The 21,143-nt window shown below is 63.4% G+C and carries 18 protein-coding genes and 1 pseudogene; 9 read left to right on the top strand and 10 right to left on the bottom strand.

Going from position 1 to position 21,143, the window contains the following annotated elements:
* Genes ACFP9U_RS14940 through ACFP9U_RS14930 form a run of 3 tightly spaced genes read left to right on the top strand, consistent with a single transcriptional unit; the run spans window position 1 to window position 2,579 of the window.
* A complete protein-coding gene (locus tag ACFP9U_RS14940) occupies window positions 1–360 on the top strand; it encodes a proton-translocating transhydrogenase family protein (RefSeq protein ID WP_378622586.1) in 360 nt (119 codons plus the stop codon).
* 1 nt (window position 361) lies between these two features.
* The gene (locus tag ACFP9U_RS14935) at window positions 362–1,759 is read left to right on the top strand and encodes an NAD(P)(+) transhydrogenase (Re/Si-specific) subunit beta (RefSeq protein WP_378622585.1); all 1,398 of its coding nucleotides are present in this window, start codon (window positions 362–364) and stop codon (window positions 1,757–1,759) included.
* Between the two features lie 46 nt (window positions 1,760–1,805).
* A complete protein-coding gene (locus tag ACFP9U_RS14930) occupies window positions 1,806–2,579 on the top strand; it encodes a fumarylacetoacetate hydrolase family protein (protein ID WP_378622584.1) in 774 nt (257 codons plus the stop codon).
* Window positions 2,580–2,771: 192 nt separating this feature from the next.
* Here the strand turns inward: ACFP9U_RS14930 and sucD (ACFP9U_RS14925) are convergent, their stop codons facing one another.
* Together sucD (ACFP9U_RS14925) and sucC (ACFP9U_RS14920) are read right to left on the bottom strand one after the other, a co-directional pair.
* Entirely contained in the window at window positions 2,772–3,653 is an 882-nt protein-coding gene (sucD, locus tag ACFP9U_RS14925; protein ID WP_378622582.1) for a succinate--CoA ligase subunit alpha, read from the bottom strand.
* Window positions 3,650–4,828: an ADP-forming succinate--CoA ligase subunit beta gene (sucC, locus tag ACFP9U_RS14920; protein ID WP_378622580.1), complete on the bottom strand. Its 1,179-nt coding sequence runs from the start codon at window positions 4,826–4,828 to the stop codon at window positions 3,650–3,652. The genes sucD (ACFP9U_RS14925) and sucC (ACFP9U_RS14920) overlap by 4 nt, the downstream gene beginning before the upstream one ends.
* 314 nt (window positions 4,829–5,142) lie before the next feature.
* On the opposite strand from sucC (ACFP9U_RS14920), the gene ACFP9U_RS14915 reads away from it, so the two are divergent.
* Complete coding sequence (locus tag ACFP9U_RS14915) at window positions 5,143–5,535, top strand: VOC family protein (protein WP_378622578.1); 393 nt, start codon at window positions 5,143–5,145, stop codon at window positions 5,533–5,535.
* Between the two features lie 135 nt (window positions 5,536–5,670).
* Here ACFP9U_RS14915 and frc read toward each other — a convergent pair whose 3' ends face one another.
* The 8 genes from frc to ACFP9U_RS14875 form a co-directional block, all read right to left on the bottom strand.
* Window positions 5,671–6,945: a formyl-CoA transferase gene (gene frc, locus ACFP9U_RS14910; protein ID WP_378622577.1), complete on the bottom strand. Its 1,275-nt coding sequence runs from the start codon at window positions 6,943–6,945 to the stop codon at window positions 5,671–5,673.
* Window positions 6,946–6,954: 9 nt separating this feature from the next.
* Complete coding sequence (gene oxc, locus ACFP9U_RS14905) at window positions 6,955–8,694, bottom strand: oxalyl-CoA decarboxylase (protein ID WP_322452618.1); 1,740 nt, start codon at window positions 8,692–8,694, stop codon at window positions 6,955–6,957.
* Window positions 8,695–9,342: 648 nt separating this feature from the next.
* Window positions 9,343–9,594, bottom strand: a complete 252-nt coding sequence (locus ACFP9U_RS14900) for a hypothetical protein (RefSeq protein ID WP_322452619.1) — start codon at window positions 9,592–9,594, stop codon at window positions 9,343–9,345.
* Between the two features lie 251 nt (window positions 9,595–9,845).
* Window positions 9,846–11,390: a tripartite tricarboxylate transporter permease gene (locus ACFP9U_RS14895; protein ID WP_322452620.1), complete on the bottom strand. Its 1,545-nt coding sequence runs from the start codon at window positions 11,388–11,390 to the stop codon at window positions 9,846–9,848.
* A gap of 80 nt (window positions 11,391–11,470) precedes the next feature.
* On the bottom strand, window positions 11,471–11,977 hold the full coding sequence (locus tag ACFP9U_RS14890) for a tripartite tricarboxylate transporter TctB family protein (RefSeq protein WP_378622575.1): 507 nt from the start codon (window positions 11,975–11,977) through the stop codon (window positions 11,471–11,473).
* 136 nt (window positions 11,978–12,113) lie between these two features.
* Complete coding sequence (locus ACFP9U_RS14885; RefSeq protein ID WP_378622573.1) at window positions 12,114–13,109, bottom strand: Bug family tripartite tricarboxylate transporter substrate binding protein; 996 nt, start codon at window positions 13,107–13,109, stop codon at window positions 12,114–12,116.
* Between the two features lie 426 nt (window positions 13,110–13,535).
* Window positions 13,536–13,697, bottom strand: coding sequence for a hypothetical protein (locus ACFP9U_RS14880; RefSeq protein ID WP_322452623.1), 162 nt, complete (start codon window positions 13,695–13,697; stop codon window positions 13,536–13,538).
* 251 nt (window positions 13,698–13,948) lie between these two features.
* The gene (locus tag ACFP9U_RS14875) at window positions 13,949–15,214 is read right to left on the bottom strand and encodes an Nramp family divalent metal transporter (protein ID WP_378622571.1); all 1,266 of its coding nucleotides are present in this window, start codon (window positions 15,212–15,214) and stop codon (window positions 13,949–13,951) included.
* A 438-nt stretch (window positions 15,215–15,652) separates the two neighbouring features.
* Between ACFP9U_RS14875 and ACFP9U_RS14870 the strand changes: the two genes are divergently transcribed.
* The 5 genes and pseudogenes from ACFP9U_RS14870 to ACFP9U_RS14850 form a co-directional block, all read left to right on the top strand.
* Window positions 15,653–17,779: an acetate--CoA ligase family protein gene (locus ACFP9U_RS14870; RefSeq protein WP_378622570.1), complete on the top strand. Its 2,127-nt coding sequence runs from the start codon at window positions 15,653–15,655 to the stop codon at window positions 17,777–17,779.
* Between the two features lie 81 nt (window positions 17,780–17,860).
* Window positions 17,861–19,060, top strand: coding sequence for an ADP-forming succinate--CoA ligase subunit beta (gene sucC, locus ACFP9U_RS14865; RefSeq protein WP_378622568.1), 1,200 nt, complete (start codon window positions 17,861–17,863; stop codon window positions 19,058–19,060).
* Window positions 19,060–19,977: a succinate--CoA ligase subunit alpha gene (sucD, locus tag ACFP9U_RS14860; protein ID WP_378622566.1), complete on the top strand. Its 918-nt coding sequence runs from the start codon at window positions 19,060–19,062 to the stop codon at window positions 19,975–19,977. Before sucC (ACFP9U_RS14865) ends, sucD (ACFP9U_RS14860) begins: the two co-directional genes overlap by 1 nt.
* 145 nt (window positions 19,978–20,122) lie before the next feature.
* On the top strand, window positions 20,123–20,854 hold the full coding sequence (locus ACFP9U_RS14855; protein WP_322452628.1) for a GntR family transcriptional regulator: 732 nt from the start codon (window positions 20,123–20,125) through the stop codon (window positions 20,852–20,854).
* A gap of 78 nt (window positions 20,855–20,932) precedes the next feature.
* A pseudogene (locus tag ACFP9U_RS14850) lies at window positions 20,933–21,143 on the top strand (NAD(P)H-quinone oxidoreductase); the annotation flags it as partial.

Below are 21,143 nucleotides of genomic sequence, written 5' to 3'. Positions count from 1 at the left end.
GTGCGCGCCGCCGTCGAGAACTTCGAGGCGGCCGATGCCGCCGGCGCCCTGGCGCACGGCGCCACCGGCGGGGCGGTCGACCCCTTCGTCTTCCGCTTCGCCATCTTCGTTCTGGCGATCTTCGTCGGCTACTACGTGGTGTGGTCGGTCACGCCGGCGCTGCACACGCCTTTGATGAGCGTCACCAACGCCATCTCCTCGGTGATCGTCGTCGGCGCGCTTCTGGCCGTCGGCATCTCGGCCTCGGGGCTGGCGACCGGCTTCGGCTTCGTTGCGCTGGTGCTCGCCTCGGTCAACATCTTCGGCGGCTTCCTGGTGACCAGCCGCATGCTTTCCATGTACAAGAAGAAGGACAAGTGACGTGAACGCCGAGCTTGCTTCCTTCCTCTATCTCATCTCCGGCATCCTGTTCATCCTGGCGCTCAGGGGCCTGTCGCACCCGACGACCAGCCGGCAGGGCAATTATTTCGGCATGGCGGGCATGGGGATCGCCATCCTGACGACGCTCGCCATCGCCACGCCGTCTGCCGGCGGGCTGGGGCTGATCGTGCTGGGACTGGCCGCCGGCGGCGGCGCCGGCGCGGTGATCGCCCGGCGCATCCAGATGACCAAGATGCCGCAGCTCGTCGCCGCCTTCCACTCGCTCGTCGGCCTTGCCGCCGTCATGGTGGCCGCAAGCGCGCTCTATTCCCCGGAAAGCTTCGGCATCGGCACGCTGGGCGCCATCCACGCCCAGGCGCTCGTCGAGATGTCGCTCGGCGTGGCGATCGGCGCCATCACCTTCACCGGCTCCATCATCGCCTTCCTGAAGCTCGACGGGCGCATGTCGGGCAAGCCGATCCTGTTGCCGGCGCGCCACGTGGTCAATGCCGGGCTCGGCCTCGCGCTGATTGTGCTGATCGCCCTGCTGGTGACGACCCAGAGCACGACGGTGTTCTGGCTGATCGTTCTTCTGTCGCTGGCCTTGGGTGTCCTGATGATCATCCCGATCGGCGGCGCCGACATGCCGGTGGTGGTCTCCATGCTCAACTCCTATTCGGGCTGGGCGGCGGCCGGCATCGGCTTCACGCTCGGCAATCTGGCGCTGATCATCACCGGGGCGCTGGTCGGCTCGTCGGGCGCGATCCTGTCCTACATCATGTGCAAGGGCATGAACCGCTCCTTCGTCTCCGTCATCCTCGGCGGCTTCGGCGGCGAGACGGCGGCCGCCAGCGACGACGGCATCGAGCGCACGGTCAAGCAGGGCTCGGCCGACGATGCGGCCTATCTGATGCAGAACGCCCAGAAGGTGATCATCGTGCCGGGCTACGGCATGGCGGTGGCCCAGGCCCAGCACGCGCTCAGAGAGATGGCCGACAAGCTGAAGGCGGCGGGCGTCGAGGTGAAATACGCCATCCATCCGGTCGCCGGCCGCATGCCCGGGCACATGAACGTGCTTCTGGCCGAGGCCCAGGTGCCCTACGACGAGGTGTTCGAGCTGGAAGACATCAACGCCGAGTTCACCCAGGCCGACATCGCCTATGTCATCGGCGCCAACGACGTCACCAACCCGGCCGCCCGCGACGACAAGACCTCGCCCATCTACGGCATGCCGATCCTCGACGTCGACAAGGCCCGCACCTGCCTGTTCGTCAAGCGCTCGCTCGGCTCCGGCTACGCCGGCATCGACAACACCCTGTTCTACAAGGACGGCACCATGATGCTGCTCGGCGACGCCAAGAAAATGACCGAGGACATCGTCAAGGCACTCGAACAGTAGGTGCAAAGCGCAAAACGAACGTGCAACAGCAGGAGGAGGAACCGACATGACCAAATGGGTGCGTTTCGAAGACGGTGGCCGGCAGGGTTTCGGCATTCTCGACCGAGATGAGATCGTCGTGCACACCGGAAACCTCTTCGACAGTCCGCAACCGACGGATCAGCGCAGGCCGCTCTCGGCTGTGCGGTTGCTCGCACCCTGCCAGCCGTCGAAGATCATCGCGCTCTGGAACAATTTCAGCGCGCTCGCGGCAAAGCTCGGCGTCGCCGAGCCGGAGGAGCCGCTCTACCTCCTGAAGGCGGTCTCCAGCATCGCCGCGCCCGGCGCCACCATCCGGCGCCCGCCCTCCTACACGGAGCGGGTGGTCTATGAGGGCGAACTCGGCATCGTCATCGGGCGCACCTGCAGCAACGCATCGGAAAGCGAGGCGGCAGCGGCCGTCTTCGGCTACACCTGCGTCAACGACGTAACGGCGTCCGACATCATCAGCCGCGACAGCACCTTCGCCCAATGGGCCCGCTCCAAGAGCTTCGACGGGTTCGGCCCCTTCGGACCGGTGATCGCCACCGACGTCGATCCCGCAAGCCTCGCCGTCAGGACCGAGCTCAATGGCGTGGAACGGCAGAATTACCCGCTAAGCGACATGATCTTCCCTGTTCCTCGCCTCGTGAGTGCTCTTTCCAAGGACATGACCCTGCTCCCGGGCGATCTCATCTGCTGCGGCACGTCGATCGGCGTCGGCAGCATGAAGGAGCCGAGCAACGAGGTCTCGGTCAGCATCGAGGGAATCGGCACGCTCTCGAACACGTTCGTTCAGTAGCTGTTACTGGTAGAGCCCGCTACCGCGCGCCGCCGTCATTCCGGAAGCCGGCGCGCGAGCGACAACCCTTCGGAATCCATTCCGTGACCTTTCCAGGATCCGGAATGGGTCCCGGACAAGGCTGCGCTTTCCGGAATGACGCCTGGCAGAGATGTTCCGACCTCTGCCAGGTGCGTGCCCCGACTTCCCGCCCTACTGTGTGACCAGCATCGCCTCGCGGATGGTTTCACCAACCAGGTGCGGGCTTTCAGGGATGATCACGCCCGCCTCCCGCAGCGCCCTGATCTTGCTTTCGGCCTCTCCGGTCGCGTCCTGCGCGATGGCGCCGGCGTGGCCCATGCGCCGCTCCGGCGGCGCGTGGCGGCCGACGACGAGCGCTACGACCGGCATATCGGGCTTCGTTTCGGCGATGAAATCGGCCAGTTCCTCCTCCTCGGAGCCGCCGATCTCGCCGACCACGACCACGCCCCGCGTATCGGCGTCGGCCAGGAACATCTCGAAACAGGCGCGCATGCCGAGCCCGTGAATGACATCGCCGCCAATGCCGACCGTGGTGGACTGGCCGAGCCCGGCCGCCGTGACCTGAGCGGTCACCTCGCTGGTCAGAGAGGCCGAACGCGACAGGATGCCGATGTCGCCGCGGCGCGCGTTGCCGGTGGCCATGACGCCGATCTTGCAGACTTCCGGCGCGAGGACGCCCTGCGTGTTCGGTCCGATGAGGATGGTCGAACTCTGCTTCAGGGCATCGCGCACGCGCAGCATGTCGTGCACGGGCACGCGCTCCGTCAAAGCCACGACGAGCGGCATCTCCGCCTCGATCGCCTCGATGATGGCGGCGGCGGCATTGGCCGGCGGCGCGAACACCATGCTGGCATTCGCCCCCGTTTCCGCCATCGCCTCGGCCACGATGTCGTAGACCGGCAGGCCCAGGTGGCGGGTTCCGCCCTTGCCCGGACGCACCCCGCCAACGATCTTCGTGCCGTATTCGAGCATGACCGCCGAGTAGTGTGTGCCGGCCCGCCCGGTCATTCCCTGGCAGATCACCCTGGTGTTCTCGTCGACGAGAATGGTCATGACCGCCCTCCCCTTTCCTCGGCAATGGCGACCGCCCGGGTCACCGCGCTCCACATATCGGGACAATCGATGACGTCGCAGCCGAAATTGGCGAAGCGAAAGCGCGCATATTCGGCATTATTCCCGGCCAGGCGCACGACCGTCGGGCAGGAGCGGCCCGTGCGCCGCATGGCGACACCCAGTCCGTCGGCAATCGTATCGCAGGGTTGCATGCCGCCGCCATGAACATTGACCAGGATCGCCCTCACGGCGGGGTTGTCGAGGAGCAGCGCAAAGCCGTGAGCAACGTCGAGGCTGGTCGCCGTGGTGCGGATGTCCATGAAATTCGCCGGCCGGCCATTGGCGGCGCGCACCATGTCGAGCGTCGCCAGGCCCAACCCGGCCCCGTTCGCAACCAGGCCGATATCGCCGTCCATGCGGACAAAATTGAGCTGCCGGTTCTGCGCCACGAGCTCGATCTCGTCGCTCTCGTGATCATCGCGCAGGGCAGCGAGCTCGGGATGGCGGAAGAGCGCGTTGTCATCCACCGTCATCTTGGCGTCCAGCGCCACGAATGCATCGACTTCGGTGATCGCCAGCGGGTTGAGTTCGATCAAAACTGCGTCCAGCTCCGTGAAGGCCTTTCGAAGCTGCTCGACCAAGGCGACGAAGGAGGAAAGCTGGCGCTGCTCCAGACCGAGCTTGCCGCCCAACTCCGCCACCTCGTCTTGCAGCGACGAGGAGGCCGCCAGCGACAGGCGTTCCAGCCGGGCGCTGCCCTCCCGCACCTTGTCCTCGATCTCGACACCGCCATCCGCGCCGGCAAGCAGGGTGATCTGTGCAGCGCGCGCATCGATGAAAAGCGAGAGATAGAGGCTGCGCAGCGGTCTCAAGGCGGTCTCGACAAGCACACGCCGGACCGCGTAGCCGGCCGGGCCCGTCTGCTCCGTGGTGACGCGCTGCCCGAGCAGATCCTCCGCCGCCTGCGCCGCCTCGGCGGCAGTGGCGACGAGGCGCACCGCATTGGCGCGACCGCGTCCGCCCGCCTGGATTTGCGCCTTGACCGCGAAGGGACCGCCGCCGATCTCGTCGGCGGCGCGGCGCGCATCCTGTGCCGTCAGCGCGACATGCCCTTCCGGCACCGTGATCCCGTAGCCCGCGAGCAGGGCCTTGGATTGGAACTCGTGCAGCCTCATGCGTCTCCTCCTGTCCAAGGGGTTGGATCCCGTCGGTGCCCGGTCGGACAGAGGCGATGCTGTGCATATCCGATGTGGCATACATAATGCCAATTGATTTAATGCGTGTCAATCGGGACCGGCGGTGCGGTGTCGGCCCAACCATGGAACAGACGCGCCGCTGCGACGATTTCTGTTTCGATCGCTGGCGCACGAATATTCGCAGTACCAGAAGACTCCTCTTGGAGGGGTATGCACCCCGCATCATCCGGTTCCAGTTTCCGAGGTCAAAACCTGGGCGACCCTTGCAAGGAACAGATCACAAGGAGGGTGACATGGCTATCGATTTCAATCACACGATCCTGTGGGCCCGTGACAGCAAGGCATCGGCAAAATTCCTGGCGGAAATGCTCGGCCTTCCACCTCCGCGGCACTGGGGACCTTTCCAGATGGTCACGACTGAAAATGGTGCCAACCTCGATTATGCGAACGCCGACGGCGAGATCAAACCGCAGCACTATGCCTTCCTCGTCGGTGAAGCCGAGTTTGACGAAATCTTCGGTCGCATCCGTGAAAGGAATCTCCCGTATTGGGCTGATCCCGGCCGGGTGCATCAGGGCGAGATCAACCACCATGATGGCGGCCGCGGGGTCTATTTCGAGGACCCGAATGGTCATCTCCTCGAGATCATTACACGTCAATATGGCAGCGGCGGCTGGAACCCATGAGGCCCGGTGAGACGCGCAACGTCCGACGTCGCTATGGTGACGATGGCGGCCGCACCAGCAGAATTTGTGCAGAAAGAAAAAAGCGGCGGCACCCGCAGGTACCGCCGCCAATATGCCCCGGGGAGGCAGGACAGATTATTCGGCCGCCAGCCGGCGCGGCGCACCGATTGCGCCGCTCTTCTGCAGTTCCTCGACGGTCTGGTCGTCGAATTGAAGGACTTCGCGCAGGATTTCCTCCGTGTGTTCGCCGAGAAGCGGCGAACGCACCACGTCGGTGGGGCTTTCCGACAGCTTGATCGGGTTGCCTACCGACAGGTACTTCCCGCGGGTGGGGTGCTCCACCTCGACGACGGTGCCGGTCTCGCGCAACGAGGCGTCCTCGGCCAGTTCCTTCATGGAGAGGATCGGGCCGCAGGGAATGTCCCGCGCATTGAGGATCTCCATGGCCTCGAACTTCTCCCTCGTCGAGGTCCACGCCTCAATGCGCTCGAAGACCTCGTTGAGACGCGGCAGGCGTGCCTCGGGAGTCGCATAGTCGGGATTGGTCTTCCAGTCCGGCTCGCCGATCACATCGCAGATCGCCTCCCAGACCGGGGCCTGGGTGATGAAATAGATGTAGGCGTTCGGGTCCGTCTCCCACCCCTTGCATTTGAGAATGCGGCCGGGCTGGCCGCCGCCCGAATCATTGCCGGCGCGCGGCACAGTGTCGCCGAAGGGGATGCCTTCGCCGTACTGGCTGTACTCCTTGAGCGGTCCGTGCGCCAGGCGCTGCTGGTCGCGCATTTTGACCCGGCAAAGATTCAACACGCCATCCTGCATGGCCACGGAGACCTTCTGCCCCCGCCCGGACTTGGTGCGCTGGAACAGCGCGGCAACGATGCCCAGGCACAGATGCAGGCCGGTGCCCGAATCGCCGATCTGCGCGCCCGTTACCAGCGGCACACCGTCCCGGAAACCGGTTGTCGAGGCCGCCCCGCCGGTGCACTGCGCGACGTTCTCATAAACTTTGCAATCGGCATAGGGACCGGGGCCGAAGCCTTTGATCGAGGCCAGGATCATCGCCGGGTTCAGCTCCTGGATGCGCTCCCAGGAAAAACCCATGCGATCCAGCGCCCCGGGGGCGAAGTTCTCCACCATCACGTCGCACTGCTTGATCAGGGCCTCGAGCACCGCTTTGCCCCGCTCGTTCTTCGTATCGAGTGTGATCGAGCGCTTGTTGTGGTTGAGCATGGTGAAATACAGGCTGTCGGCATCGGCCAGGTCGCGCAGCTGGCCGCGCGTGATATCGCCAATGCCGGGACGCTCGACCTTGATCACGTCGGCGCCGAACCAGGCCAGCAGCTGCGTGCAGGTCGGACCCGACTGAACGTGTGTGAAATCGAGGATGCGGACTCCTTCGAGCGCTTTCATCGGATGCTCCTACTTCTTCTTGACCGTGCTTTGCGGATTGAGGTTGCCGATACGGCCGCTTTCGGTACCGGCTGCCGGATCGATGGCCGCGTTGATGAGAGTCGGCTTGCCGGAGTCCATCGCATCACTAACGGCGCGATAAAGCTCGTCGGGGGTCGTCACGTGCACGCCGACGCCGCCGAAGGCATCCATCATCTTGTCGTAGCGCGCGTCCTTGACGAAGACGGTCGGCGCGGCATCCTCCCCGCCGACCGGATTGACGTCGGTGCCGCGGTAGATGCCGTTGTTGTTGAAGATGACGATGCAGACCGGCAGGTTGTAGCGGCAGATCGTCTCCACCTCCATGCCGCAGAAGCCGAAGGCGGAATCGCCTTCCACTGCAAGCACCGGCTTTCCGGTCTCGATCGCCGCGGCGACGGCGAACCCCATGCCGATGCCCATGACACCCCAGGTGCCGACGTCGAGCCGTTTGCGCGGCTGGTACATGTCGATGACGCCGCGGGCGAGGTCGAGCGTGTTGGCGCCCTCGTTGACGAGGATCGCATCCGGCCGCTCCTTGATGACGGTGCGCAGTGCACCGAGCGCCCCGTGGAAGTCCATGGGCGACGAGTTCTTTTTCAGGCGCAACGCCATCTTGCCGATGTTCTCTTCCTTCTTGGCATTGATGGCGTTGATCCAATCCGTCGGCGGCGCGGGCCAATTGTCTCCCAGCCCCTCAAGCAGAGCCGAAACGCAGGAGCCGATATCGCCGACGACCGGCGCGACGATCTCGACGTTCGAGTCCATCTCCTTCGGCTCGATGTCGATCTGGATGAATTTCTTCGAGCCGGGTTCGCCCCAGGACTTGCCCTTGCCGTGCGACAGAAGCCAGTTGAGACGGGCGCCGATCAGCATCACGACGTCGGAATTCTTCAAGGCCAGGGAACGGGCGGGCCCTGCCGATTTCGGATGCGTATCCGGCAACAGGCCCTTGGCCATGCTCATTTGCAGGAAGGGCACGCCGCTCTTCTCGACCAAAGCGCGGATTTCCTTATCGGCCTGGGCATAGGCAGCGCCCTTGCCAAGGATGATCAGCGGACGTTCCGCGCCCTTGAGCACGTCGAGCGCGCGTTTGACGGCGGAAGGTGCGGGAAGCTGTGCCGGTGCCGGGTCGATGACCTTGACAAGCGACCGCTGTCCGGCTTCCGCCTCCAACGTCTGCGGAAGGAGTTTCGCGGGAAGGTCGAGGTAGACGCCACCCGGGCGCCCCGAGACGGCGGCGCGGATCGCGCGTGCCACGCCGATGCCGATGTCCTCAGCATGCAGCACGCGGAACGCAGCCTTGCAGAAGGGCTTGGCGATGGCGAGCTGGTCCATTTCCTCGTAGTCGCCCTGCTGCAGGTCGACGATCTCACGCTCAGACGAGCCTGAGATCAGGATCATCGGGAAACAGTTGGTGGTGGCATTGGCCAGCGCAGTGAGGCCGTTGAGGAAGCCGGGGGCCGAGACGGTCAGGCAGATGCCGGGCTTCTTCGTCAGAAAGCCTGCAACCGAGGCTGCATAGCCGGCATGCTGTTCATGCCGGAAGGAGATGACGCGCATCCCCTCGGCCTGCGCCATGCGGCCGAGATCCGTGATCGGAATGCCGGGCACACCATAGATCGTGTCGATTCCGTTGAGCTTTAGTGCGTCGATGATGAGATGGAAACCATCCGTCAACTCCGGCTCTACGTCGGCCGCCGGCGATTCAACCATTGTGACGGTCGTCATGAATATGCTCCTCCTGTTGAACTCACCCCTGCCCCGCGCCCCTCTTTTTCCCTGTCGAGCGGTACGAGGCGGTTCCGGCAAGCTGAAGGTCCGGGTGTCGGCTCACCTTTTGGCGGTCAAGTTCCAATACCACGGGCGTGCGCCCTGAAGCCTGGCACGCAAAAAGCGGCGACCCCCTCCCTTCCGCATCTCGCCGCGGCGGACGCGCCGCCGTACAAGAAACCGGTCTTCGAGCATGCCCGTCGACGGGCACGCTTCTCCTCATTCTCTGGCATAATAAATACCAAAAGTCAAACGCGGATGGCCGGAAATCAACATGGCAAGCCGCCGCGCGCGCGACCTCTTCAGGAACCCTCACGCAAACCTTTGGATACGAGGCCGGGGGGCCTCCCCGACACGCGTTTTCGCCGCTCATCTCAGGACAAGCGTGCTGCCGAAAGGTTCCGGGCAGTATGAAATCCGGGGAGTGCTCCAGCGCTGCGCGCGGTCCTGATGTTCCGGCGCGCCAGCTCCTGCTCGCAGGTTGGCGCCCCGGCAATTCTCCCACAATGCGGGCAAGCAAAAACCCCTCCTCCCGCGACGCGGGAAAGGAGGGGTTCTGATATGTCATGGCCGTCGGGCGGCGCTCGGAAATCCGTGCGCGGAACGTTATGCCCGGTGGCGCGAACCGGCGGGCCAAAACGCGCCGGGGGTAAAATTGGTATGATGCATCGCGCGCTTCAGCGCCGAGCCGAGCGAGAAGCCGTGATCCAGCCACCGGCGATCCCGCATGGAAAGAGTTTCGACATTGCAATGCGTCTTCATCGTGCTCTCCTGAAACATTGCGAGCCACCATCGGCTCATTCCCGATGGCGCTGACATAATGCGCTTGCCCGTAATTTTGTATACCAGATGCTGCATAGCACCTTCGCGTTTGCGGCATAGCTCATTCGTCCTTCATGATTTCAAGAAGCATTTTCAAACACTTGTTCTATAAAACAGGTTTGTTGCATCGCAAATTTTCTACAATTTCTCGCTGTATGAACGACCTCTTCTGCTCGAATCGCGGCAAGCTGGCATGTTGGAACGCGAAGAGAATGGCCCTCGCGGAAGCAAGGCGGCTGCCGCTTGGTAGCGGCAGCCGTTTGCGGGCAGGTTCCTGCGCTGGGTCCTCAGCCTTGCGACTCGCCGCCATGGGCGGGGACGGCCCCGTTTCCGGCACGCCGCGTACGCCACCAGCGCGCCACGAAGGGATACACGAAGAGCAGCGCCGCCACGGCCATGAATGTCCCCGAAAGGGGCCGTCCGAAAAAGATGAACGGATCGCCCTGCGAGGACAAGAGGGACTGGCGCAGAGACTGCTCGGCCAGCGGCCCGAGGACGATGGCCAGGACGGCCGGGGCGACGGGATAGTCGAGCTTGCGCAGCAGATAACCCGCGACACCGAACAGCAGCATCAGCCATATATCGTGCAAGGTCTGGGTCGGCGCGTAACCGCCAACGATGCACAGCACGAAGATGACCGGCGCCAGGATGGTGAACTTGAGCGTCAGCACCCGCACGAAGACGGGAATGAGGGCGATGTTGAAAAGCACGCTGGCCAGATTGGCGAAGTAGAGTGAGCCGACGAGCCCCCACACGAAATCCGGGTGCTCCGTGAACAGGAGCGGGCCCGGCCGCAGGCCCCAGATGATCATGCCGCCGAGCAGGATCGCCGTTGTGGGCGAGCCCGGGATTCCCAGCGTGATCATCGGAAGCATCGAGCCGGTGGAGGCGGCGTTGTTCGCCGCCTCGGGCGCCGCCACGCCCCTGATGTTGCCCTTGCCGAAGCTGTCGGGATCCTTCGACAGCGCCTTCGTCATGCCGTAGGCCATGAGCGAGCCCGGCGTGGCGCCGGCCGCCGGCAGGATGCCGACGAAATAGCCGAGCAAGCTGCTGAGGCTGGCGGGCACGAGATATTCCTTGATACGCCCCAGATGCTCCCTGATCGACTGCCACCCCGCGCGCACGCGGTGGACCTGGACGTCGCCCTTGGTCTGCTCCAGCGTCCACAGCATCTCGCCGATGCCGTAGATGCCGATCGCCAGCACGAGGAAGTTCACCCCGTGGAAGAAGCCCGGCAGGTCGAAGAAGATGAGACGCGGCTTGCCCGAGATGATGTCGAGGCCGACGGTCGCCAGGACCAGGCCGACAACGATGGATGTGATGGTCTTGGCAATGTCATCGCCGCCGAGCCCGACGAAGGTCGCAAAAGCCAGCATCATCAGGGCGAACTCCTCCGCCGGCCCGAATTTGAGCGCGAAAGCGGCAAGCGGCGGAGCGAACAACGTAAACAGCACCACCGAGATGGTGCCGCCGATGAAGGAGGCTATGGCCGCGGTCAGCAGCGCCTGGTCGGCCCTTCCGGCCTGCGCCATGGGTCGTCCGTCGAAGACGGTTGCCACCGCCGTCGAGGAGCCGGGAATGCCCAGCGTGATGGACGAGACCGCGCCGCCGTACATGGCACCGTAATAGACGGCTGCAAGGAAGATAATGGCTGCGTCGGGCGGCACGAGAAAGGTGACGGGCAGCAGGATCGCCACCCCGTTGACCGAGCCCAGCCCGGGCATCGCTCCGACGAACAAGCCGATCAGGCAGCCGATGATGAGCATGGTCAGATTGACCGGTTGAAGGGCATCGGCGAGACCGCCCATAAGGGGAATGAGGATCGATTCCATTGCCTTTACCTTTGTGTTCTGATCTGCGGCCGCCCGGCATCAAGACGTGCGGCGGCCTCTATTCGCAGACAGTGCATGGGTCAGTAGATCAGCTGGTAGATCGGGTAGAAGAGAGGCTGGGTAATCCCTTTCGGCAGCGGAATCGTCATAAGGTATTCAAAGAAGAAGAAGACGAATATCGGGATGAACAGCGTCAGACCAACCGAAAGCCCCCATGAGTGGCCGCCCAGGATTCTCAGGTAGAAGAAAAGAAATGCAATCAGCGAAACGTAGAGCCCGAAATAGGAGGCCCCAAGGATCAAGAAGAAGAGCGCTGCCACCGTCGTGCCGACGATTTGTACCGTCTCCCGATCCATGAATTGTTCGGTCGAGCGGGATTGCGGGGTGGCGCCGAAAAAGCAGCGCGCCAAAGTCGCGAGGCTCGACAGAAGCATCACGAAGGAAAGCCAGAAGGGCCAGAAGCCCGAGCCGGGACCCGAACCCGACACCCAGCCTATCGACAGGCCGTCCGTGCTCTTCCACATCAGCCCGAGGGCAGCCAAACTCAGCAAAATCGCCGCAGTAAACTCAGCCGTACGAACGGTCATGACACCTCCTCCCAGAACTCGGCAATGTCGTCGGGCGCGCCGGGAGCATCGGATCAAGCGTGCCTTGACGATGCCCCCGGTGGCTACGCTGGGGACTTCCCTTGAAGGGAAGTCCCGCGCATCGATGGCGCCGCCGTCACTCGCTGGTGATCGCCTCGGCCCCGACCTGCTCGATGAGTGCCTTGTGGCGAGCCAGCTGCTCGTTGTGGAACTGGCCCAGGTCCTCCCCGCTTGAAAACTCATTGCAGGTCAGACCGTCTGAATCGCAGAAGTTCTGCCATTCTTCGGAATTGAAGATTTCCTCGAACAGCGCGATGTACCACTCCTGCGCTTCCGGAGACATTCCCGGAGGACCGTTCACGGAACGCTGCATGTAGTAGACCAGATCGTGCCCGAGCTCCTTGGCGGTGGGCACATCGGGGAAGGATTCCATCCGCTCGTCGGTGAACTGGACGAGCGGCTTGCTCTGGCCGGCGCGCCAGAACTCCATCTGCTCGGCCGGATTGTTGACGGTGGTCATGATGTGCTTGCCGACGAGGCTCTTGGCCACGTCGCCGCCACCGGGGAACGGGATATAGGTGACGTCGGTATCGAATTCCGCCTCGAGCATGGCGAAAAGGATGGAATCCTCCTGGCCGGTCCCGGTGCCGCCGACCTTCCAGTCCTTTTTCATCTCCGTTACCTGCTCGCCCCAGGTCTCGAAATCCGAGATCTCGGAATCGGCCGGCACCCACAGCAGGAACGTGTCGATCGCCATGCGGGCGACCGGCGTGAACTCGGAAATGTCGACGCCGAGGCCCTCCTGCACCAGCGGGGTGGTGTAGAAGCTGTTCAAGGTGACGAGAAGCGTGTGATCGTCGCCCGCCTTGTCCTTCATGTAGCGTAGCGCCTCGGCGCCCGAACCGCCGGCCTTGTTGATCGGGATGAAGGGCATCGGCGAGAGGTCCTTCTTCTCGATCAGGCCCTGCATCAGCCGGGCGATCTGGTCGGCGCCACCGCCGGTTCCCGCCATGATGATGAATTCAACCGGCCTTTGCGGCTGCCAATCCGCCGCCAGAGTCGGGGTGGTGGCCACGGAGGCCGCCCCCAGGGACAACGCCAGCCCCAGGCCATACGATTTCAACTTTACCATCGATTTCCTCCCGTTGGTCTGAGCGCATCGAAACAGAAGGCTGTTCTCCTCCCCCTCCGCAGCGAACGCTCGACTACCTATGGCATTTTGTATGCCAACACAGATGTCACATTATGCTCATCGCAAAGTCAAGTCCCAAAGTATTGTGCAACGCATCATCACGCCGGAAGGCGCCGTCTACTTTCCGTTTGCGGGATTTTCCTGACGTTTGATTTTAGCAAAAACAGTATGGGAACGCCCTCATCTCCGAGGTGCCGGCGCCGGCACGCGACAGCGGCTCAGCGGTGCCATCCGCCAGAGCCGCAGGCCCTTCCGGCAACGGCAAAAATGCCATGGTTTTGCTCGGGCGGGAATAGAAAAGCCCCGCCGAATCGGACGGGGCTTTCTGCCTGGCACGCACGGGTCCGCGCTGCCGTTCGAGAGGTGTTACTTGCGGCGGCGCGAGGGGGCCGGCCAGGGCGCGCCCATGACGATATTTTCCCGGTTCGACATCTGCCTGAAGAAGCGCGCAACGCCGTGGCCGAACGAACGCCACCAGGACTCCTTGTACGGTACGCTGATGCTGTCAGCCTTGTAGTGCATGTTCATGGTGTTCTCCTTGGGAGGATATCCGGCCGCCGCGCGGCCCTAACTGACACATTCTCCACATAGGCCGCGTGATCGTAATTTTGTATGCCAGATCTCGCATACCACCTTCGCACTTGCAGCATAGCTAGGACGGCCTTTTCACACGCGGGTCGAATCGGGTCCCGCTGGCGAATCTCATTCAGGCGCAGCGCAAAAAAAATGGGCCCGCGGAACGGGCCCAAGTCTGCGGATCTCTCCGGTCGCTTGGCTGCTCAGCTCAAGAACTGCAGATACAGAACGTAGAGGCTGAGGATCGCAAGACCCGCCGTGCCCGCCCAGGCCCAGGCGAACATGAACTTCGACGGCAAGAACTCGAGGTCAGGACCCGTGAAGTTGTCCTTGATCGCCCTGATGTTCATCCAGAACAGAAGAGGCGAGAACAGGAGGGCAAGGACCGAGGCGATCTGCACCACGAAGATCGGGCGGGGCAAGCCGTAGATGATCGCCGTGCCGGCCACGATCCAGAGGATCTGGAACCCCCGGTAGAGGAGCATGCGTGTCCGCTCATCGTCCCACGACCGCCGCAGGCGGACGCAGCATTCCTCGAAGATGCGCGCCTGGCCGTCGAAATAGGTGAAGACGGTCGAGAACAGCGCCGCAACGCCGCCGGCGATGATGATCGGGAAGATCCAGGCGCCGAAGGTGTCGGTATAGATGCGGGCGATGGTAAGGCCCATCTCACGGCTTTCCGGCACCAGCCCGATCGGATTCAGGACGACCGCACCGACGATCAGGAAGGCCATACCCGTCACCATCGAGACGATGTAGCTGATGTTCATGTCGCGCTTGAAGAGCTTCATGTAGTTGCGCATGTAGCTCGGAGCCAGATTGACTTTGTAGCCCTGCCGCTCCAGCTCGCGCACCTTCACCATGCCCGATTTCTTGTCCACGGCCCAGTTGGACTGCATAGGTGCCACTTCGACGGTGGTGGGGAAGTAGCCGAACATGGCCCCGAACAGGAGCGCGGCACCGACCGGCGGAAGCGTCGGCAGGAGGCGCGTCATGTATTCGGCCGGGTTCGGCGCCTGCAGGACGAAGGCTGTTAGGGAAGCCAGGGCGAAGACGATGATCGCCAGTTTCACGGCACTTTCGAGGGCTGCATATTTGCCCGCCCACAGAATGCCGACGCATGTGACCAGGATCACGATCGCCCATACCTGAAGGGAAAGAAACGGAAACGCCGCCCACAACAGCGCCGCGCAGCCCAGAGCTCTCCCCGCAATGCCGAACGTGTTCGCCAGTGACTGGAAACCCAGATACCACAATGGCCATTTGCCGAAACGCTCATAAGCCTCCATGATGCTTTCGCCGCGGACCAGCGTGTAGCGATGAGCGAACTCGAAAGCGCAGTACTTCAACAGATAGGCCACTGGAATGATCCACAGGAGCGCGTAGCCGTATTGGGCGCCTGCCGTCGGTGCATGCATGAGATGGCTGGCGCCGATGCCGGTCATGGCGGCGGCGATGCCGGGGCCCATTGCCTTCCAGGTATCCCTTACTCCCGTCCCAGGGGCGTGCAGGTTTACGACCTGATTCCTTCCCGGAAGCTCCGCGTCGGCGACGCCCTCCGCGCCACTTCCATAGGCAGCTGCTTCCGATGATGACGTTGAATTCATATGTCGAATTCCTCCTCCAAAACTACCATTCCAGTCGCGACAGGCTTCCTCCGCAACGGCTTACATTTGGCATAATGTATTCCTTATGCCAGAAAAGCAATGCCCTTTCGTCTTGATGCGATTTTCGCCGCCCCGGTAAACGGCCGCCTGCCGGAAGTTAGGAGTTGACAGGCTCCCCTTCTGGAATACAAAATACCAGAACATCAAAAATGGCGGCTTCCAGGCAGTTGTTGTTCTGCCCTCGGGCTCACGCCAGTTCCGCCTCGTCACTGAAACCAGGCGCCCACCAAGGAGGAGAGCATGCTCGATAAAACCGTCGTACGGAACGTATTGGAGAAGGTGAAAGCCGAGGGCCGCGAGGCGCTGACCGCTCCCGAGGGCAAGCTGCTGTGCGATGCCTATGGCATCACCGTTCCGCAGGAAGGGCTTGCCGGAAGTGCCGAGGAGGCCGCCTCGCTGGCCTCCGAGATGGGCTTTCCGGTGGTCATGAAGATCGTATCACCGGACATCCTGCACAAGACGGAAGCCGGCGGCGTCATCGTCGGCGTCGAAACAGCGGAAGAAGCCAAGGCCGGCTATGACAAGATCATCGCCAACGCCAAGGCCTACAACGCAAAGGCCGACATCAGCGGTGTGCAGGTGCAGCAGATGCTGACCGGCGGCCAGGAGGTCATCATCGGCTCGGTGACCGACGGCAGCTTCGGCAAGCTGGTGGCCTTCGGTCTCGGCGGCATTCTGGTCGAGGTCCTGAAGGACATCACCTTCCGGCTCGCGCCGGTCACCCAGGAGGAAGCCCTGTCGATGCTCGACAGCGTCCAGGCGGCGGAGATGCTGAAGGGCGTGCGCGGCGGCGATCCCGTCAACCGCGAGGCGCTGGCGGACATGATCGTGCGTGTCTCCGAGCTCGTGAACGACTATCCGGAAATCTCCGAGCTCGACCTCAACCCGGTCTTCGCGACCAAGGACGGCGCGATCGCCGCCGACGTGCGCATCGTCGTCGACTTCGCGCAGAAGGCACCGCGCCATCGCCCCAGCCAGGACGAGATCGTCACGGCCATGAACAAGATCATGCGCCCGAAGGCGGTCGCCGTAATCGGTGCCTCCTCGGAAGAGGGCAAGATCGGCAACTCCGTGATGAAGAACCTCATCAACGGCGGCTACAAGGGCGAGATCTATCCCGTCCACCCCAAGGCCGACGAGATCCTCGGCTACAAGGCGTATAAGAGCGTAAAGGACGTGCCGGGTGAAATCGACACCGCCATCTTCGCCATCCCGGCCAAGTTCGTCCCCGGCGCGCTGACCGAATGCGGCGAAAAGGGCATCCCCGGTGCGGTTCTCATCCCCTCGGGCTTTGCCGAGGCGGGCGAGCCCGAACTGCAGGACGAGATCGTCAAGATCGGCCGCAAATACAATGTCCGCCTGATGGGGCCGAATATCTACGGTTTCTACTATACGCCGGAGAATCTGTGCGCCACCTTCTGCACAGCTTACGACGTGAAGGGGTCGGCGGCACTGTCCTCGCAGTCGGGCGGCATCGGCATGGCGATCATCGGCTTCTCGCGTTCGGCGCAGATGGGCGTTTCGGCCATCGTCGGGCTCGGCAACAAGTCGGACATCGACGAGGACGACCTGCTCACCTTCTTCGAGCAGGACGACAACACCAAGATCATCGCCCAGCACTGCGAGGATCTGAAGGACGGCCGGGCCTTTGCCGAGGTCGCGCGCCGCGTCTCGAAGAAGAAGCCCGTGGTGGTCTTGAAAGCCGGGCGCACCTCGGCCGGCGCCAAGGCGGCCTCCTCGCATACCGGGGCGCTTGCCGGCAACGACAAGATATACGAGGACGTTTTCCAGCAGGTCGGCGTCATCCGCGCCCGCTCGCTGCGCCAACTCCTCGAATTCGCCCGCGGCGTGCCGGTGCTGCCGACGCCGAAGGGCGAGAACGTGGTCATCATCACCGGTGCCGGCGGCTCGGGCGTCCTGCTTTCGGACGCCTGTGTCGACAATGGGCTGGAGCTGATGTCCATGCCCGATGATCTGGACGCAGCCTTCCGCAAGTTCATCCCGCCCTTCGGCGCGGCCGGCAACCCGGTCGACATCACCGGCGGCGAGCCGCCGGAGACCTACAAGAACACCATCAGGCTGGGCCTCGAGGACGACCGTATCCACTCGCTTATCCTGGGCTACTGGCACACGATCGTCACCCCGCCGATGGTTTTCGCGAAACTGGTCTCCGAGGTGAAGGAGGAGATGGCGGCGAAGGGCATCGAAAAGCCGATCGTTGCGTCGCTGGCCGGCGATTACGAGGTCGAGGAGGCTTCCGAGTATCTCTACCAGCACGGGATCCCGGCCTATCCCTATTCGACCGAGCTTCCGGTCGAGGTGCTCGGCGCCAAGTACAAGTGGGCGCGCGGCGCGGGCCTTCTTTAGCCGGACATAAGGCCCCGGCCTCTGCGCCGGGGCCCCTGCCCTTCCTGAAAAAGCGATCCATCCTGAGGGGAAGAGACCTCGATGCACATTCATGAATACCAGGCCAAGGACCTGCTTCGGTCCTTCGGCGTGCCGGTGCCGCAGGGCCATCCGGCTTTCGACGCGGAGGACGCCGACAAGAAGGCCGCCGAACTTCCCGGCCCCGTCTACGTCGTCAAGGCGCAGATCCACGCCGGTGGCCGTGGTAAAGGCTCCTTCAAAGAGCTCGGCAACGACGCCAAGGGCGGCGTGCGGCTTGCCAAATCGCCGGAGGAGGTGCGCCAGCATGCCGGCGAGATGCTGGGCAACACGCTTGTGACGCTGCAGACCGGCCCCTCGGGCAAGCGGGTCAACCGGCTTTATGTCGAGGAAGGCTCGAACATCGACAAGGAGTTCTACCTTTCCCTCCTCGTCGATCGGGAATCGAGCCGAATCGCCTTCGTCGTGTCGACCGAGGGCGGCATGGACATCGAGACGGTCGCCCACGAAACCCCGGAAAAGATCCTCACCTTCACGGTGGATCCGGCAACGGGCGTCATGCCACATCACGGCCGCGCCGTGGCCAAGGCTTTGGGACTGGAGGGCGATCTCGCCAAGCAGGCGCAGGCGCTGGTCGAGGGGCTTTACTCGGCCTTTACCGCCAAAGACATGGAAATGCTGGAGATCAATCCGCTGATCGTTTCGAAGGAGGGGCAGTTGCGCTGTCTCGACGCGAAGGTGGGCTTCGATTCCAACGCTCTGGGGCGGCACCCCGACGTCGCCGGCCTGCGCGACGAAACGGAAGAGGACGACAAGGAGATCGAGGCCTCCAAATACGACCTCTCCTACATCGCGCTCGACGGTACCATCGGCTGCATGGTCAACGGTGCCGGCCTCGCCATGGCGACCATGGACATCATCAAGTACTACGGCGCCGAGCCGGCGAACTTCCTGGACGTCGGCGGCGGCGCGACGGCCGAGAAGGTGGCCGCGGCCTTCAAGATCATCACCGCCGACCCGAACGTGAAGGGTATCCTGGTCAACATCTTCGGCGGCATCATGCGCTGCGACGTCATCGCCGAGGGAGTCGTGACCGCGGTCAAGGAAGTCGGTCTGGAAGTGCCGCTGGTCGTCCGCCTGGAAGGAACCAATGTCGAGACCGGCAAGAAGATCCTTGCCGAAAGCGGTCTCAACGTCATTCCGGCCGACGATCTTGACGACGCGGCCCAGAAGATCGTCAACGCTGTGGGAGGTTCGAACTGATGTCCATCCTGATCGACAAAGACACCCGGGTCATCTGCCAGGGTTTTACCGGCAAGACCGGTACTTTCCACAGCGAGCAGGCCATCAAGTACGGCACGAAGATGGCCGGCGGCGTGGCCCCCGGCAAGGGCGGCATGCGCCATCTCGACCTGCCCGTCTTCGACACGGTGGTGGAAGCACGCGATGCCACGGGTGCGGACGCCACGGTCATCTATGTTCCGCCCTTCGGCGCGGCGGATGCGATCTGCGAGGCGATCCAGGCCGAGATTCCGCTGATCGTCTGCATTACGGAAGGTATTCCCGTTCTCGACATGCAGCGCGTCAAGCGGTCGCTCGAGGGCTCCAAGTCGCGGCTCGTCGGTCCGAACTGCCCGGGTCTCATCACCGCCGGCGAATGCAAAATCGGCATCATGCCCGGCTCCATCTTCAAAAAGGGATCGGTCGGCATCGTTTCCCGCTCCGGCACCCTCACCTACGAGGCGGTCTATCAGACCTCGCAGCAGGGTTTCGGCCAGACCACCGCGGTGGGCATCGGCGGTGATCCCATCAAGGGCACCGAGTTCATCGACGTCCTGGAACTCTTCCTCGCCGACCCGGCGACCGAATCGATCGTCATGATCGGTGAGATCGGCGGCTCCGCCGAAGAGGACGCCGCACAGTTTTTGAAGGACGAGGCCAAGCGCGGCCGCTCCAAGCCGACCGTCGGCTTCATCGCCGGGCGCACGGCGCCTCCTGGGCGGCGCATGGGCCATGCCGGCGCCATCATCTCGGGCGGAAAGGGCGGCGCGGAAGATAAGATCGCCGCCATGGAAGCGGCCGGAATCCGCATCTCGCCGACCCCGGCGCGGCTTGGGACGACCCTTGCGGAGTTGCTGAATGGCGAGACGACCGAGGGGCGGCTATCCGCCGTCGGCTGATCCGCCCCGCCGCCATCCGCCCACCCCGCCGGCCTGGCGTCGGCGGGTTGCGGTGAGAAAGCTGGATGTTAAACTCTTGTATCGACTTGCGAAACAGAATCCATATATGGCATAAAGCATTCCAATCTCAGCAAGGAACCTCGACGTGAGCAAGACCCAGACGCGCTGGCCGCTCGCCAACGAAGCCACTCCGGAACTCACGCTGGAGCCCTTCGCCGCCGAGCCGAATTTCAAGACGCGCATCTATGCAGCGCTAAAATCGGCCATCGTCAACATGGAGATCTACGGGACAGCCGGTGACACGTGGCTGGACGAGCGCCAGCTCGCCGAGCGTCTGGGGGTGAGCCGCACGCCGATCCGCGAAGCCATCGCCATGTTGGAGCAGCAAGGTTTCGTCAAGTCGATCCCGCGCCGCGGCATCATGGTCTTGCGCAAAACGAAACGTGAAGTGATCGAGATGATCCAGGTCTGGGCGGCGCTGGAAAGCATGGCCGCCCGCCTGATCTGCGAAAACGCCAGCGACAAGAACATCGCCCAGCTCCGTCAGATCTTCGATCGCTTTCACGAAGGGCACAAGCCAGCCGATTATCTGGGCGAATATTCCGAAGCCAACATCCAGTTCCACCAGACCCTGATCAAGATGACCGGCTCGAAGGTCCTGCGGGAGACGACGGAGAACATCCTTCTCCACGTCCGTGGCATCCGCAAAATCACCATCGGCCGCGGCGACCGCGCCACCCAGTCCATCGAGGACCACCTGGCCATCATCGACGCGCTGGAGAAGCGGGACACCGAAAAGGCGGAGAAGCTCTGCCGCGACCATACGCTGGGTCTCGCCTCCTACGTAGAGAAGCACAGCAACGGGATCTTCGACTGATCCCCAAAGCGAACCGCGCCGGGCCGGCCGCTGCGGCCCGAAAACCGTCGATTTGCGTTCCCAACACCGGAGTTGGTCATGACCGGCCTGCCTGACACGATGACCGCCATTGCAATCTCCGAGCCCGGCGGGCCGGAGGTCCTTAAACCCGAGACGAGGCCGGTCCCCACGCCGGGGGACAATGAAATCCTCATTCGCGTGGCGGCGGCCGGCGTCAACCGTCCCGACGCCCTGCAGCGTGCCGGCGCCTATCCGCCGCCCAAGGGGGCGTCCGACCTGCCGGGCCTCG

It is taken from the genome of Nitratireductor sp. GCM10026969, assembly GCF_042660605.1.
Taxonomy (GTDB): Bacteria; Pseudomonadota; Alphaproteobacteria; order Rhizobiales; family Rhizobiaceae; genus Chelativorans.
Note: the sequence above shows the minus strand (reverse complement) of the source record. Positions and strands in the feature narration are given on the sequence as shown.